The organism is Streptomyces sp. NPDC017448, assembly GCF_044330565.1.
Taxonomy (GTDB): Bacteria; Actinomycetota; Actinomycetes; order Streptomycetales; family Streptomycetaceae; genus Streptomyces.
This window is the reverse complement of record NZ_JBIRLM010000001.1, coordinates 294,735-308,781: the sequence shown is the minus strand read 5'-3', so window position 1 is coordinate 308,781 and position 14,047 is coordinate 294,735. Positions and strand designations below refer to the sequence as shown.

At 71.4% G+C, this 14,047-nt stretch carries 14 protein-coding genes; 6 read left to right on the top strand and 8 right to left on the bottom strand.

The window, feature by feature from the left end:
- Window positions 1-11: 11 nt before the first annotated feature.
- From ACH4K1_RS01315 to ACH4K1_RS01300, 4 genes are read right to left on the bottom strand one after another with little or no spacing between them, the layout of a single operon-like run.
- Window positions 12-1,388 carry an NADH-quinone oxidoreductase subunit D gene (locus tag ACH4K1_RS01315; RefSeq protein WP_398085277.1) on the bottom strand — a complete coding sequence of 459 codons (1,377 nt, stop codon included), beginning with the start codon at window positions 1,386-1,388 and terminating at the stop codon, window positions 12-14.
- Complete coding sequence (locus ACH4K1_RS01310; protein ID WP_398085274.1) at window positions 1,388-2,113, bottom strand: NADH-quinone oxidoreductase subunit C; 726 nt, start codon at window positions 2,111-2,113, stop codon at window positions 1,388-1,390. The genes ACH4K1_RS01315 and ACH4K1_RS01310 overlap by 1 nt, the downstream gene beginning before the upstream one ends.
- Window positions 2,110-2,664: an NADH-quinone oxidoreductase subunit B family protein gene (locus tag ACH4K1_RS01305; protein ID WP_111337185.1), complete on the bottom strand. Its 555-nt coding sequence runs from the start codon at window positions 2,662-2,664 to the stop codon at window positions 2,110-2,112. The genes ACH4K1_RS01310 and ACH4K1_RS01305 overlap by 4 nt, the downstream gene beginning before the upstream one ends.
- 18 nt (window positions 2,665-2,682) lie before the next feature.
- Window positions 2,683-3,042 carry an NADH-quinone oxidoreductase subunit A gene (locus ACH4K1_RS01300; RefSeq protein ID WP_003967084.1) on the bottom strand — a complete coding sequence of 120 codons (360 nt, stop codon included), beginning with the start codon at window positions 3,040-3,042 and terminating at the stop codon, window positions 2,683-2,685.
- Window positions 3,043-3,970: 928 nt separating this feature from the next.
- Here ACH4K1_RS01300 and ACH4K1_RS01295 point away from each other — a divergent pair.
- The 4 genes from ACH4K1_RS01295 to ACH4K1_RS01280 all read left to right on the top strand — a co-directional run bounded on the left by ACH4K1_RS01295 (window position 3,971) and on the right by ACH4K1_RS01280 (window position 7,005).
- A complete protein-coding gene (locus tag ACH4K1_RS01295) occupies window positions 3,971-4,831 on the top strand; it encodes a C40 family peptidase (protein WP_398085270.1) in 861 nt (286 codons plus the stop codon).
- A gap of 371 nt (window positions 4,832-5,202) precedes the next feature.
- A complete protein-coding gene (locus ACH4K1_RS01290; RefSeq protein WP_398085268.1) occupies window positions 5,203-5,985 on the top strand; it encodes a hypothetical protein in 783 nt (260 codons plus the stop codon).
- 104 nt (window positions 5,986-6,089) lie between these two features.
- Entirely contained in the window at window positions 6,090-6,566 is a 477-nt protein-coding gene (locus tag ACH4K1_RS01285) for an amidase domain-containing protein (RefSeq protein ID WP_398085265.1), read from the top strand.
- Between the two features lie 4 nt (window positions 6,567-6,570).
- On the top strand, window positions 6,571-7,005 hold the full coding sequence (locus ACH4K1_RS01280) for a hypothetical protein (protein WP_398085264.1): 435 nt from the start codon (window positions 6,571-6,573) through the stop codon (window positions 7,003-7,005).
- Window positions 7,006-7,546: 541 nt separating this feature from the next.
- On the opposite strand, the gene ACH4K1_RS01275 is transcribed toward ACH4K1_RS01280, so the two are convergent.
- From ACH4K1_RS01275 to ACH4K1_RS01265, 3 genes are all read right to left on the bottom strand, one after another.
- Complete coding sequence (locus tag ACH4K1_RS01275; RefSeq protein WP_398085261.1) at window positions 7,547-8,758, bottom strand: Cmx/CmrA family chloramphenicol efflux MFS transporter; 1,212 nt, start codon at window positions 8,756-8,758, stop codon at window positions 7,547-7,549.
- A gap of 508 nt (window positions 8,759-9,266) precedes the next feature.
- A complete protein-coding gene (locus tag ACH4K1_RS01270; RefSeq protein WP_398085259.1) occupies window positions 9,267-9,443 on the bottom strand; it encodes a hypothetical protein in 177 nt (58 codons plus the stop codon).
- 266 nt (window positions 9,444-9,709) lie between these two features.
- Window positions 9,710-10,447 carry a metallophosphoesterase gene (locus tag ACH4K1_RS01265; protein ID WP_398085257.1) on the bottom strand — a complete coding sequence of 246 codons (738 nt, stop codon included), beginning with the start codon at window positions 10,445-10,447 and terminating at the stop codon, window positions 9,710-9,712.
- A gap of 97 nt (window positions 10,448-10,544) precedes the next feature.
- On the opposite strand from ACH4K1_RS01265, the gene ACH4K1_RS01260 reads away from it, so the two are divergent.
- Both ACH4K1_RS01260 and ACH4K1_RS01255 read left to right on the top strand, forming a co-directional pair.
- The gene (locus ACH4K1_RS01260) at window positions 10,545-11,189 is read left to right on the top strand and encodes a CGNR zinc finger domain-containing protein (protein WP_398085255.1); all 645 of its coding nucleotides are present in this window, start codon (window positions 10,545-10,547) and stop codon (window positions 11,187-11,189) included.
- A gap of 213 nt (window positions 11,190-11,402) precedes the next feature.
- On the top strand, window positions 11,403-12,764 hold the full coding sequence (locus ACH4K1_RS01255; protein WP_398085252.1) for an MFS transporter: 1,362 nt from the start codon (window positions 11,403-11,405) through the stop codon (window positions 12,762-12,764).
- On the opposite strand, the gene ACH4K1_RS01250 is transcribed toward ACH4K1_RS01255, so the two are convergent.
- The gene (locus ACH4K1_RS01250) at window positions 12,730-14,013 is read right to left on the bottom strand and encodes a geranylgeranyl reductase family protein (RefSeq protein ID WP_398085249.1); all 1,284 of its coding nucleotides are present in this window, start codon (window positions 14,011-14,013) and stop codon (window positions 12,730-12,732) included. The genes ACH4K1_RS01255 and ACH4K1_RS01250 overlap by 35 nt on opposite strands.
- Between the last annotated feature and the right edge of the window lie 34 nt (window positions 14,014-14,047).

Here is a 14,047-nt window from a genome sequence, read left to right as displayed (position 1 = left end):
GCGTGAGGTGGTCACCGGTCGACGCCTCCCATCACGGGGTCGATGGACGCGACGGCAACGATGACGTCGGCGACCTGGCCGCCTTCGCACATCGCCGCCATGGCCTGCAGGTTGGTGAACGACGGGTCGCGGAAGTGGACCCGGTAGGGGCGGGTGCCGCCGTCGGAGACGACGTGCACGCCGAGTTCGCCCTTGGGGGACTCGACGGCGGTGTACGTCTGGCCGGGCGGGACGCGGAACCCTTCGGTCACCAGCTTGAAGTGGTGGATCAGGGCCTCCATGGAGGTGCCCATGATCTTCCGGATGTGGTCGAGCGAGTTGCCGAGTCCGTCCGGGCCGAGGGCGAGCTGGGCGGGCCAGGCGATCTTCTTGTCGGCGACCATGACCGGCCCCGGCTCCAGGCGCTCGATGCACTGCTCGATGATCCGCAGCGACTGGCGCATCTCCTCCAGGCGGATGAGGAAGCGCCCGTAGGAGTCGCAGGTGTCGGCGGTCGGGACGTCGAAGTCGTACGTCTCGTAGCCGCAGTACGGGTCGGTCTTGCGCAGGTCGTGCGGGAGTCCGGCGGAGCGCAGCACGGGGCCGGTGGCGCCGAGCGCCATGCAGCCGGCGAGGTCGAGGTAGCCGACGTCCTGCATGCGGGCCTTGAAGATGGGGTTGCCGGTGGCGAGCTTGTCGTACTCCGGCAGGTTCTTCTTCATGGTCTTCACGAACTCGCGCAGCTGGTCGACCGCGCCGGGCGGCAGGTCCTGGGCGAGGCCGCCGGGGCGGACGAACGCGTGGTTCATGCGCAGGCCGGTGATGAGCTCGAAGAGGTCGAGAACCAGTTCACGATCGCGGAAGCCGTAGATCATGATCGTGGTCGCACCCAGCTCCATGCCACCGGTGGCGATGCAGACGAGGTGCGAGGAGAGCCGGTTGAGCTCCATCAGCAGGACGCGCAGGACGGTGGCCCGGTCGGGGATCTGGTCCTCGATGCCGAGGAGCTTCTCGACGCCCAGGCAGTACGCCGTCTCGTTGAAGAACGGCGTCAGGTAGTCCATGCGCGTGACGAAGGTGGTGCCCTGCGTCCAGCTGCGGAATTCGAGGTTCTTCTCGATGCCGGTGTGGAGGTAGCCGATGCCGCAGCGGGCCTCGGTGACGGTCTCGCCGTCGATCTCCAGGATGAGGCGGAGCACGCCGTGGGTGGACGGGTGCTGGGGGCCCATGTTGACGATGATGCGTTCGTCGTCGGACTTCACCGCGGATTCGACGACCTCGTCCCAGTCGCCGCCGGTGACTGTATATACAGTCCCCTCGGTCGTGGCACGGGCATCCGAGAGGGGCGTCCCGGAGGGACTCGACGAGGGGCGGTGGCCGGGCGACGGGTGGGAGTGGGGAGTGGTCATCAGGAGTACGACCTCCGCTGGTCCGGAGCCGGGATCTGGGCGCCCTTGTACTCGACGGGGATGCCGCCGAGCGGGTAGTCCTTGCGCTGCGGGAAGCCCTGCCAGTCGTCCGGCATCATGATCCGGGTGAGGGCGGGATGCCCGTCGAAGATGAGCCCGAAGAAGTCGTACGCCTCGCGTTCGTGCCAGTCGTTGGTCGGGTAGACCGCGACGAGCGACGGGATGTGCGGGTCGCTGTCCGGGGCGGAGACCTCCAGCCGGATGATCCGGCCGTGGGTGAGCGAGCGCAGGTGGTAGACGGCGTGGAGCTCGCGGCCCTTGTCGCCGGGGAAGTGGACGCCGCTGACGCCCGTGCAGAGTTCGAAGCGCAGGGCGGGGTCGTCGCGCAGGGTGCGGGCGACCTGGACCAGGTGCTCGCGCGCGATGTGGAAGGTCAGCTCGTCGCGGTCGACGACGGTCTTCTCGATGGCGTTCTCGGGGAGGAGGTCCTGTTCCTCCAGGGCGCCTTCGAGTTCGTCGGCCACCTCGTCGAACCAGCCGCCGTACGGCCGCGAGGCGGCTCCCGGCAGGGTGATGGTGCGGATGAGGCCGCCGTAGCCGGAGGTGTCGCCGCCGTTGTTCGCGCCGAACATGCCCTTGCGGACGCGGATGACCTCGCCGCCGGTGTCGCGCGGGGCGGGTACGGCGTTGCTCTCGTCGCCGTGCGCGTGGGGGTTCTCGGTCACCGGAGCAGCCCCTTCATCTCGATCAGGGGCAGTGCCTTGAGGGCCGCTTCCTCCGCCTCGCGGGCTGCCTCCTCCGCGTTGACCCCGAGCTTGGAGCCCTGGATCTTCTGGTGGAGCTTGAGGATGGCGTCCATCAGCATCTCGGGGCGTGGCGGACAACCCGGCAAATAGATATCGACCGGAACAATGTGATCAACACCCTGCACAATGGCGTAATTGTTGAACATACCGCCAGATGAAGCGCAAACCCCCATGGAGATGACCCACTTGGGATTCGGCATCTGGTCGTAGACCTGCCGGAGGACGGGCGCCATCTTCTGGCTCACCCGCCCCGCGACGATCATCAGGTCGGCCTGGCGCGGCGATCCGCGGAAGACCTCCATCCCGAACCGGGCGAGGTCGTAGCGGCCGGCGCCGGTCGTCATCATCTCGATGGCGCAGCAGGCCAGTCCGAATGTGGCCGGGAAGACGGAGGACTTCCGCACCCAGCCCGCGGCCTGCTCGACCGTGGTCAGAACGAAGCCGCTCGGCAGTTTCTCTTCGAGTCCCATGGTGTGCCCCTCAGCCCCTCAGTCCCATTCCAGGCCGCCGCGACGCCATACGTACGCGTAGGCGACGAAGACGGTGAGCACGAAGAGCAGCATCTCCACGAGCCCGAAGATCCCCAGGGCGTCGAACGAGACCGCCCAGGGATAGAGGAAGACGATCTCGATGTCGAAGACGATGAAAAGCATCGCCGTCAGGTAGTACTTGATCGGAAAGCGGCCGCCTCCGGCCGGAGTCGGGGTGGGTTCGATGCCGCACTCGTACGCTTCGAGCTTTGCCCGGTTGTACCGCTTGGGGCCGATAAGCGTGGCCATGACCACGGAGAAGATCGCAAACCCTGCCCCGAGGGCGCCGAGCACGAGGATGGGCGCGTAGGCATTCACGCTCCTCGCTCCTTCCAGTCGTCCTTGACCTGTGGACCGCATCGGGCGACCGGCTCGCCACCTCACCAAGATCGTGCACATGTGAGGCAGTTCACAAGCCCGACTGCCCCGCATCCTATGCCTGGCCCCCTGTGATCTGCGACACGGGGTGCGGTAACGACTTTGTGATCTCCACCACCTGACGAAGGATCATGAAGTCGTATGAGCGGTGATCTTCGTACGCGAAGCGGCCGAGTGATCACGAGAGGTGACATTCGACGGTGTTACCGCTGGTCAAAGGGGTGTTGCGCTATCAATGGACGGCCTCTACAAGCAAATTGGCGATGGACGCCCCCGGGGTGATAAGGGGTCCACTCGACTCTCGCGCTCACCCGGACGAGGGGCGCCGAGGACCGATGGGGACATGTGCCCGCATTCACGAAGTTCCGGGTCGCCGCCTCGCGGCCGCCCGACGGACCCGCCGGAGGAGGGCGGGGCGGCACGGCGCGAACGTCGGGACGAGCGGTTCACGGACGGCCGGGGGGTGCGGTTCACGGGCGGTCAGGTCGCGCGCCTCGCGGACGGTTGGGCCGACGCCGGCCGACCGTCCCCGGCGGGCCGCCTCCGCCGACCGGCCCGCCGGGGCCGGGACGCGGACCACGCCCGCGCGGGTTGCCCGGACCGACCGACCCGCGCCGTGACCTGCGCCACACTCAGCCGCTTCACAGAAAAGCGGGCTTGGCCATCGGTGCGAACGGGTGGTAAGCGAGGGGCAATTCGGGCGTATTACCGAAAGACGGTGATCACCGCCCTGATCGCGCCTGCCCGATTTGCCCGTTACGGCGTCAATAAAGCCGTGCAGAAAGCGGATTCAAGGATTCCGAACGTAACTGTGTCGCAACACACGTTTCTTGATGGGAGCCCTACAGCCCTGATAGCGCTAGTACTCATGTCCCACACCGCTCACATACCCAGCCACCGGAAGCCCCGCCAGCGCGCCTCGAAGTCGGCTCTGCGAGCCGGAGTTGCCGGTGGCTTCCTCAGCACCATCGCGGTCGCGGGTGCCGCCGGTCCGGCCCAGGCCGAGCCGGTGACCCAGACGATCGAGATGCCCACCATCGCGTCCGGTTTCTCCGCCGCCGCTGCCGCCTCCGCCCAGGCCACGCAGCAGCTCGCCCTCGACATGGAGAAGCAGGCGGACCAGGACGCCGCGGCCGAGAAGGCCGCGAAGGCGGCCAAGAAGGCCCACGCCGAGGCCGTCCGCAAGGACGAGGCCGAGAAGAAGGCCGAAGCCGCCGCGAAGGCCCGCGCCGAGGCGGAGGCCAAGGAGCGCGCCGAGCGCGCTTCCCGGACCGCCGAGCGCACCACGCTCAGCGCCTCCACCGGTGGTTCGGGCTCCTCCTCGTCGGGCAGCTCCGCGTCCGCCTCCGCCCCGTCGTCCTCCTTGAACGTGAGCGGTTCCGCCGCCTCCATCGTGGCGTTCGCCAAGGCCCAGGTCGGCGACGCGTACGTCTCCGGCGGCACCGGCCCGAACGCGTGGGACTGCTCGGGTCTGGTCCAGGCCGCCTACCGCACGGCGGGCATCGACCTGCCGCGCGTCTCCCAGGCGCAGTCGACCTACGGCACCCAGGTCTCCCTGGACAACCTCCAGCCCGGCGACATCCTGTACTGGGGCGGTGCGGGCAGCGCTTACCACGTCGCGATCTACGTGGGCGACGGCCAGTTCGTCGGCGCGCAGAACTCCGGCACCGGCACGGTGCAGCGCTCCATGGACTACGACCGGCCGACCGGCGCGGTCCGCGTTCTCTGATTCACAAGCGCCCACGGGCGCTCCGGTGCACGGCCGAGGCCGCCGCTCCCCCGCTCGGGGGCGGCGGCCTCCGCCGTGTGCCGCCTTGGGACCGGTGAGCCCGCATGGTGAGGTGTCGCGCGGTCGGCGCGCGGTCGGCGGCTTGATCACTGACGGGTGCCGGTAGCGGTGGTCCGGCGCGCGTCGGTGCGGCCCAGCCCTGTACGTGTCGAGGCGCGAGGCGACGAGAAGCCCGTACGCCGACCTCCAACTACGTCTCGTAGCGCTCGGTTTTGCCGGGATACGGCAGCCGCCATCTCTCGTCCGTTGCCGTCCGACCCCGTTGTTCGCCGCTTCCGGGCTGCCGCACGATGGGGCGCAGGAGGTGGGCGATGACAGAACGCGCAGGAGTGACGGGGCGCAACACGCGCGAGGTGCCGGACGGGAACGGTGCCGCCCGGCGGCCGCCGGGCCGGGTGTGGTTCATGGGCGTGCTGCTGATCCTGTTGTCGCTGACATCGGCGGCAGCCTCCTCCGTGGTGTTCAGCTGGTGGTTGCCGTCTGATCAGAGCCGCTACCAGGAGTACCGGGCGGCCGAGCCGTGCTCCGTCCGCGCCATCGAGAAGGAGCAGACGGACTGCCTGAAAACCTGGCGCCTCACCGTGGAGAAGACGGTGAACAAGTCCGGTGGGAAGTCGTCCTCCTACGAGGCGACCCTGACGGACCAGGACTCATGGAGGGGAACGGTGTCCTTCGGCGATCCGGGGCCACTCCTGGAGCGGCTCAAGAGCGGCGACCAGGTCACGGCCACTCTCTGGCGGCGCGACATTGTGGTGCTCAGCCAGGACGGCGTAGGGCAGAACACCTCCGAGGCGCCCCGCGACGAGGTCCAGATGAACGCCGCTGCCGGCGTGATCGCCGCGCTCGTCGCGGCGCAACTCTTCGTCTTCGGCGCGGTACGCCTGGTCAGGCCATATGACCACGACCCCTTCGTCTGGAAGCCGTACGGCCGGCGGCTGCTCGTCACCATCGTCGCGGTCTGTTTCGCGGTGGGCCTGGCGGCGGTATGGACCGGCATCCCGTGGTGGTGCGTGCCCGCCGTCTCGGTACCCATCGTGGTGGGCACGGCCGTCATGACGCATCCCCGCTCGCGTCGCACGACGACTTCGCCATAGGCACGGCCGAGCCGTCGCCAGTACGGTGCTGGTGGTGTCCCGGCCCCACACCCTGCTGGACGCCGCCCGCCGAGCCGGCCCAGCCCCGGCCCAAGCTCTCCGCCATGGCGGGCTACAACTACACCGCCCTGGCGAAGTACGCGGAGAAGCACTGGAAGAACTACAACCCGTCCTACCGCACGTTCAACGGCGTGGGCGGGGACTGCACCAACTTCATCAGTCAGTCGCTGAGGGCCGGCGGCTGGAAGAACGACACCGGTTGGTACAAGAGTTACAAGAACTGGTGGTACAACTCGTCGAACCAGACCTGGTCCTGGACGAGCGTCAACCACTGGGCCTCGTTCGCGCTCCACAGCAAGCGGACGTACAACCTGTCGAACGTCTACCACATGGGCGTCGGGGACATCCTTCAGATGGACTTCAGCAGCAATGGGTCCAAGGACCACTCGATGATCACCACTTATCGGAGTTCGAGCGGTGTCCCCTACCTCACCTACCACTCCAGCAACACCTACCGGAAGTCGGTGGCGAGCATTGTCGCGTCCAACCGGGGAGCCACGTACTACGCCTTCCGCACCTGATCCGGTGGGGCGGAGGTCCAGGATCGGGGTACTGGGTGCGACCGCGCTGTGCGCGCTGCTGCTCTCCGCCTGCGGCGGGGAGGAGAAGAAGGCGGACCTGGCGGACCAGGACCGTTTCCTCGGACGGTACGTGTCCCTCCTCAACGAGGCGGACGAGGCCGGTCTGGCCGACCTCCTCGACGACCACCCGCACGGTGAGGAGGACGCCCGCGCCCGGATCGAGGCGTACGGCGGGCAGGAGTGGGACGTCACCTGGAACCGTTCCTCCGAGTTCCCGGACGTCTGGCGGGTCCGGCTGACCGGGACCGCCGGTGCGAAGGACCGTCCCGTCAAGGTCCTGGAGACGGTGAGCTGGGAGGACGGGCACTGGCTGCTGACCCCGTTGGACGGTGTGGTTCCGAAACCGCCCGACGCGGCGGAGACGGCGCCACCGCGATGACCGGCACGAGCCCGCGCCTCCCGAGGGGAGCGCGGGCCCGTCGTGCTCCGGGAGACCGGCGGGAGCCCGGCGCCGACCGACCGGCGTGCCGCGCCGCCCTCCGGGGGCGGTGTCCGTCAGGACGGCAGGCCAGTTCCCCGTGGACGGAGTCGTACGACGACGGCTCTTACACGCGGTGGCTCCGGGACACGGAAGTCACGTCATGGGCACCGGCCGATTCCGTGCCCGGCCACGAGGAATTCGGGCCCTACCGGTCCGGCCCCATGATCTCTGGAACGAGGTAGTCGCGGCTTGCCTCTGGTGGGACGAGAGGGGGCGGCCGGGGTTCGAGCGGTTCGGCCTGACCGTGGGCGGGGACGGCGAGCGGGTGTGGCTCGACCGGCCGGACATCCCCGTGCCGGTCGTCGGGGGGTCCTGACAGCCCCTCCGCGGCCCCATGAGCGGCCCCGTCCGTGCGCTCCCCCCGTGACCGCGTGGACGGGGCTTTCCGCTGTACATCCCCGCTGGTCAAGGGCGTGCGCCACGGTGTTGTCGCGTTGGTTCACGCGCACGGCCCCGCGGCACGCCCACGCGTACGCTCCCGCGCGCTCCCCCGCACCCGCCGCAGCAGCCACCGCGCTCCGGCCGTGGGCAGGGCCAGCGCCACGAGCAGGGCACTCACCCAGACCGGCCCCCGGTAGCCGAGCCCGGCGTCCAGCGTCAGGCCGCCCGCCCACGGCCCCACCGTCGCCCCGAGGTTGAACGCCGTCGTCGAGAAGGCCCCGGCCAGCGTCGGCGCACCGGGGGCAAGCCCCAGGACCCGGGTGATCAGCGCGGTGCCCGTACCGAAGGCGAGCAGGCCCAGCAGCGGGACCAGCGCCAGCGCGAACACCGGGCGGTCCGCCGTCAGGGCGAGCGCCGCCCAGCCGACGACGAGCGCGGTCATGCCCGTGGCGACGACCGCGACCGGGTGGGCGTCCGTGAACCGGCCCGCCACCGTGACCCCGGCGAACGCCCCCGCCCCGAAGAGGGCCAGGGCCACCGGCACCCAGCCCGCCCCCAGGCCCGTCTCGCGGGTCAGCAGCGGCTCCAGGTAGGAGAACGCGCAGAAGGTCGCCCCCTGCACCAGGGCCATCGTGAGCAGCACCGGCCGCAACCGGGGGCCGGTGAGCACCCGCAGTTCGTCGCGTACGGGCACGGGCGCGGGCGCGGCGCTCTCCGCCGTACTCCGGCCGCCCGGAAGGGAGCGCAGCACCGCGACGACGGCGGGCAGGGAGACGAGCGCGACGGCCCAGAAGGCGGACCGCCACCCCCACCGCTCCCCCAGCACCGCACCGGCCGGGACGCCCACCACGCAGGCGACCGTCACCCCGCCGACCACCACGGCGGTGGCCCGGCCCTTCAGCCGGTCCGGGACCAGGGCGACGGCGGTCGTCAGGGCCACCGCCCAGAAACCCGCGTTGGCGAGGGCGCCGACGAAGCGCGTCGCGAGGAGGATGCCGTAGCTCGGGGTGAGGGCCCCGACGACGTGGACGGCGATGAACACCGCGAGGAAGAACAGCAGGGCGCGGCGGCGCGGCCAGGTGCGGCCGGCCAGCGCCATGAGGGGGGCGCCGACGACCATTCCGACGGCGAAGGCGGAGGTGAGGAGACCGGCGGCGGAGAGGGAGACGCCGAGGTCGGCGGCGATGCCCGAGACCAGCCCGGACAGCATGAACTCGGAGGTGCCCTGGGCGAAGACCGCGAGGCCCAGGACGTATACGGCGAATGGCATGGGTGGGTACCCCTTGGACGGAACCGTCGCGTGGACAGACAGACCGGAGTGCGGGGTACGGGCCGCGCGGACGCCCGCCGCCGACGCCGGACGGGGCCGGCGGGGCTGCTTCCGGGGCGCCGGCGAGGGCCGGACCGGAAGGGGCGGCGCGGAGGAGTGCCCGGTGGCCGGCCGGCGGAGTGCCGGTGGTCGGCCGGTGGCACGAACCCCGCGTACGGCGGTGGATCAGCGCGTACGCGGAAGGGGAACGGCCCGCACCCGCGGTGGGCCGGGAGGCGTGGAACCGTGGCGAAGGGGGCCGGGGACCTGGGGGGTCAGCCGGCGACGCTCAGCGGGAACACGGCCACCGGCGCACCGGTGGCCGGAGTCTGTCGGACTCGGGGCTGTTCATGGGACAGGAGGCTACCGGGCGCGCGGGGGCGGTCTCCAGTGGCTTTCGCCTCCGTGGCCGCTCAGGCCGCAGGAACGGCCGGAGTGCCCGGAGGGGAGCACTCCGGCGGTCCGCCGGTCAGCGGCGGCGGGGGCGGGAGTGGGCCCGCTGCGGCTCCTTGGCCGAGGTGGTGGGGGCGGGCAGCGCGTCGTACTGCGCGTCGAAGTCCTCGTCGTCGTCCGTCGCGGTGGGGTCCACGGCGAAGCGGGGCTCCAGGAAAAGGTCCTGGTGCTGGGGCGGGGAGACGGTCGTCATGGCTGTCTGTCCTTGGGGTCGAGCAGCGCTGTATCGGCTTGTTCCGTACCCCGCTGGCCTGCGTTCGATGTGAGCGTGCGTCAAGAAATGTGGTGCGCACCGGGTGCCGCCGCTGGGGGCGGGGCCGGGCGGGTGCCGGCCGGCTCGGACTGCCGACGACCGGGGGCGCGCAAATCATCGCACACGATCCCCCGGGGGGCTGAAGATTAACGTGGAGCGGAGGGGGGCGGAGGGGGTTCCGGGGCCCGGGGCGCCGTGCGCGGACGTCAGAGGACGACGCGGAAGTGGGTGGTCAGCCGTCGGTCCTCGTCCAGGATGTGGAACGCCAGCCCCGGCGGCTGGGCCCGGTCCGCAGGCCGGTCACCCTCCCAGGGCAGGCGCAGGGTCCAGGTGACGGCGGGGCCGACGATCAGGGGGCGACCGCCGAAGGCCGAGACGGCGGCCGTGTGAGCGTGTCCGGTGAGGACGGCGACGACCCGGGGGTGGGCGGCGAGCAGCGCGGCGAGCCGCTCGGGTTCCTGGAGCCGCGCGGAGTCCGGCAGCGGGTGGTGGAGTACGACGGGCGGCTGGTGGAAGGCGAGCAGCGCGGGGACGTCGGCGGGCAGGGCGGTGAGCGTGGCGTCGATCCAGTCCAGCGTCTCCGCGTCGAGCCGTCCCTCGTCGCGGCCGGGGATCGTGGAGTCGCACATCAGGACGGCGCACCCGGCGACGCGGTGCACCCGGTTGACGGGGGCGGCGCCGGGGGCTTCGCCGAGGAAAGACGTGCGGTAGGCAGGGCGTGCGTCGTGGTTCCCGGGGCACGTGAGTACGGGGAACGGGGCGTCCAGCAGCCGCACGGCCTCCTCGTACTCGGCCTCGACCCCGTGGTCGGCGATGTCCCCGGTGACCAGCAGCGCGTCGACCGGGCGGGGCAGCGCCAGCAGGTACTCCATGACGCGGACGGCACGGCGTGTCGCGCGTTCGCCGCCGTCCAGGTGCAGATCGCTGATCTGGGCCAGCAGCATGAACAGCCCCCGTTCACCTAACGTTAATTTCTGTTCTTCCGTTAGGACTTTAGGCTGGAAGGCGCAGGCGTTCAAGAGGCGGCGAGGGGAGCTACCCATGGCACAGCGGCCCGTGATGGAACTGGTGAGCACCATCCGTCACGACGGCGACGGCGGCGTCCTCGACGAACTCGACACCGTCGACGGGGCGGCCCGGTGGCTCCGCCGACAGCCCGGAGACCTCTTCCCCGGGGAGGCCCCCGCCGGAGAGGGCGGCGGGGGCGAGGAGCCCCTCGTGGACGAGGAGTGGAGGAGGGAACTCGTGGGCGTACGCCGGGCGGTGAGGTCCCTGTTCGCCCGCGTGGTCAGCCCGGCCCCGCCCAGCCCGGCCGACGCCCACCGCCTGATGCCCGCAGACGAGGCCCTGGCCGCGCTGAACGCCGCCTCCGCACGGGAGTCGGTGGTGCCGCAGCTGCGCTGGCCCGCCGAAGGGACGCCCACGGCCACCCTGTCGTCGACCGAGGCCGACCCGCGCGTACGGCTGATCGCCCTGCTGGCGCGCGACGCCGTCGACTTCCTGAGCGGCCCCCAGCGCGAACAGCTGCGGGCCTGCCACGCGCCGCGCTGCGTCCGGTACTTCGTCCGCAGCCACGGGCGGCAGGAGTGGTGCACCCCCGCCTGCGGAAACCGCGCGCGGGTGGCCCGCCACTACGAGCGGGCACGCGAAGCGGCCGCCAACGCTGGGGCGGAGCGCCCCAGCTGACGCCCCCTCGCGCTTCCGCCCCGTCGTCCCACCCTTCCGTCACCACCTCATCCCGTCGTCCCGCTCCTCCGTCACCACCTCATCCCGTCACGCGAAAATGGCCCAGCCATTCCGTCGTCAAGTGGCCCGCCGCCGAGGCCACTTGCTCCCCTAGATTCGAGTCCTGCGCAGGTGGCTGCCCATGCCACGCGCCGGGACGGGGACGGTACGGTCATGCACGCACGATGGATTCCCGCCGCCGGGCCGGCGCGCGGCCTGGCGGTCGCGCAGCTGGTCAACTCGCTGGGCGACGGCGCCTACTACGTCTGCTCCGCGCTGTACTTCTCGCAGGTGGTCGGTCTCCCGGCCGCACGGATCGGGGTCGGGCTGACGATCGCCTGGGGCGTCGGAGCGATCGCGGGGGTACCGCTCGGACAGCTCGCCGACCGCGTCGGCCCGCGCCGGACGGCCGTGGCGCTGGCCGTCGCCACGGCGCTCAGCGTCGCCGCCTTCCTCCTCGTACGGTCGTTCCCCTCGTTCCTCCTGGTGGCCTGCGCCTACGCGACCGCGCAGTGCGGGCTCGCCGCCGCCCGGCAGTCGCTGCTGGCCGGGCTGGTCGACCGGGACGGCCGGACCGGTGTGCTCGCCCATCTCCAGTCGGCGCTCAACGCGGGCCTGGCGCTGGGGGCGGCCGTGGGCGGGGTGGCCCTGCACATCGGGACGGCCGGCGCCTACCTCACCGCGCTGGCGCTGGACGCCGCCGCCTTCGCGGGGTGCGCCCTGCTCCTCGCCCGGCTGCCGGAGCCCGCCCGGGGCCCGGCGGCCGTGCCCCGGCGGGGCGCGGACCGGACCGTGCTGCGGGACCGGCCGTACGCGCTGGTCGCCCTGCTCAACATGGTCATGCTGCTGCGGATGCCGCTGATCAGCCTCGCCGTCCCGCTCTGGATCGCCGAGCGCACCGCCGCGCCGGGCTGGGCCGTCTCGGCGCTCCTGGTGCTCAACACGGGGGCCGTGATGCTCTTCCAGGTCCGTACGGCCTCCGTCGTACGCGATCTGCCGAGCGCCGTCCGGACGGTGCGCAGCGGCGGGGCCCTGATGCTGGCCTCCTGCGCGGCCTTCGCCCTCACCGCGCTCGACGCGCCCCTGTGGGTGCTGTTCGCGGTGCTGCTGGTCGCCGCCGGGCTCCAGGTGTGGGGCGAGATGCGGCAGTCGGCGGGGGCGTGGCAGATCAGCTTCGACCTGGCCCCGGCGGGGCGGCAGGGGCAGTACCAGGGCCTGTTCGGGGCGGGGGTGCCGGTGGCGCGCATGCTCGGGCCGCTGCTGCTGACCGCGCTGATCGTGTCCTGGGGCGTCCCCGGCTGGCTGCTGCTCGGAGCGCTGTTCCTGACGGCGGGCGCGGCGATGGGGCCGGCGGTGCGGTGGGCGGAGCGGAACCGCCCGGCCGCGCCGGAGCCGGACGCCATCGAGGCGGAGCAGGGCGTCACCGCCCCGGGGGCGGGGCGGGCAGGCGCCACGGACCCGGAGCCGGTCCCGGCGGTGCCGGTCCCGGCTCCCGCCGGCGTCACGCCTTCGGGGCCACCTTCGACAGTCCGTTGATGATGCGGTCCATCGCGTCGCCGCCCTGCGGGTCGGTCAGGTTGGCCAGCATCTTGAGCGTGAACTTCATCAGCAGCGGGTGGGTCAGGCCGCGCTGGGTGGCGACCTTCATGACCTTCGGGTTGCCGATCAGCTTCACGAAGGCGCGGCCCATCGTGTAGTAGCCGCCGTAGGTCTCCTTGAGCACCTTCGGGTAGTTGTTCAGGGCCAGTTCGCGCTGGGCGGGGGTGGCGCGGGCGTGGGCCTGGACGATGACGTCGGCCGCGATCTGGCCAGACTCCATGGCGTACGCGATGCCCTCGCCGTTGAACGGGTTGACCATGCCGCCCGCGTCACCGACGAGCAGCAGGCCCTTGGTGTAGTGCGGCTGGCGGTTGAAGGCCATCGGGAGCGCCGCGCCCCGGATCGGCATCGTCATGTTCTCCGGGGTGTAGCCCCAGTCCTCCGGCATCGAGGCGCACCACGCCTTGAGGACCTCGCGCCAGTCCAGCTCCTTGAAGGCGGAGGAGGAGTTGAGGATGCCGAGGCCCACGTTGGAGGTGCCGTCGCCCATGCCGAAGATCCAGCCGTAGCCGGGCAGCAGCCGGTCCTCGGCGCCGCGCCGGTCCCACAGCTCCAGCCAGGACTCCAGGTAGTCGTCGTCGTGGCGGGGCGAGGTGAAGTACGTCCGCACGGCGACGCCCATCGGGCGGTCCTCGCGACGGTGCAGGCCCATCGCGAGGGAGAGCCGGGTGGAGTTGCCGTCGGCGGCGACGACGAGCGGGGCGTGGAAGGTGGCCGGGGTCTTCTCCTCGCCGATCTTCGCCTCCACGCCGGTGATGCGGCCGGTGCGCTCGTCGCGGATGGGCGCGCCCACGTTGCAGCGCTCGTACAGCCGGGCGCCCGCCTTCTGCGCCTGCCGGGCGAGCTGCTCGTCGAAGTCGTCGCGCTTGCGGACCAGACCGTAGTCCGGGTAGGAGGCCAGCTCAGGCCAGTCGAGCTGGAGCCGGACGCCGCCGCCGATGATGCGCAGGCCCTTGTTGCGCAGCCAGCCCGCCTCCTCGGAGATGTCGATCCCCATCGAGACGAGCTGCTTCGTGGCACGGGGCGTGAGCCCGTCGCCGCAGACCTTCTCGCGGGGGAAGGCGGTCTTCTCCAGGAGCAGGACGTCGAGTCCGGCCTTGGCGAGGTAGTAAGCGGTCGTGGAGCCGGCTGGGCCCGCTCCGACGACGATCACGTCCGCGCTGTTCTCGGAGAGGGGCTCGGTCACGGTCGGATCTCCCGAAGACTCGAATTCGCGTGCC

Bases quoted from the DNA above. Each gene is read 5' to 3' on its own strand.
- ACH4K1_RS01315 (WP_398085277.1), bottom strand. From the start codon at position 1,388: ATGACCACTCCCCACTCCCACCCGTCGCCCGGCCACCGCCCCTCGTCG.
- ACH4K1_RS01305 (WP_111337185.1), bottom strand. From the start codon at position 2,664: ATGGGACTCGAAGAGAAACTGCCGAGCGGCTTCGTTCTGACCACGGTC.
- ACH4K1_RS01295 (WP_398085270.1), top strand. From the start codon at position 3,971: ATGTCCCACACCGCTCACATACCCAGCCACCGGAAGCCCCGCCAGCGC.
- ACH4K1_RS01290 (WP_398085268.1), top strand. From the start codon at position 5,203: ATGACAGAACGCGCAGGAGTGACGGGGCGCAACACGCGCGAGGTGCCG.
- ACH4K1_RS01285 (WP_398085265.1), top strand. From the start codon at position 6,090: ATGGCGGGCTACAACTACACCGCCCTGGCGAAGTACGCGGAGAAGCAC.
- ACH4K1_RS01275 (WP_398085261.1), bottom strand. From the start codon at position 8,758: ATGCCATTCGCCGTATACGTCCTGGGCCTCGCGGTCTTCGCCCAGGGC.
- ACH4K1_RS01270 (WP_398085259.1), bottom strand. From the start codon at position 9,443: ATGACGACCGTCTCCCCGCCCCAGCACCAGGACCTTTTCCTGGAGCCC.
- ACH4K1_RS01265 (WP_398085257.1), bottom strand. From the start codon at position 10,447: ATGCTGCTGGCCCAGATCAGCGATCTGCACCTGGACGGCGGCGAACGC.
- ACH4K1_RS01260 (WP_398085255.1), top strand. From the start codon at position 10,545: ATGGCACAGCGGCCCGTGATGGAACTGGTGAGCACCATCCGTCACGAC.
- ACH4K1_RS01255 (WP_398085252.1), top strand. From the start codon at position 11,403: ATGCACGCACGATGGATTCCCGCCGCCGGGCCGGCGCGCGGCCTGGCG.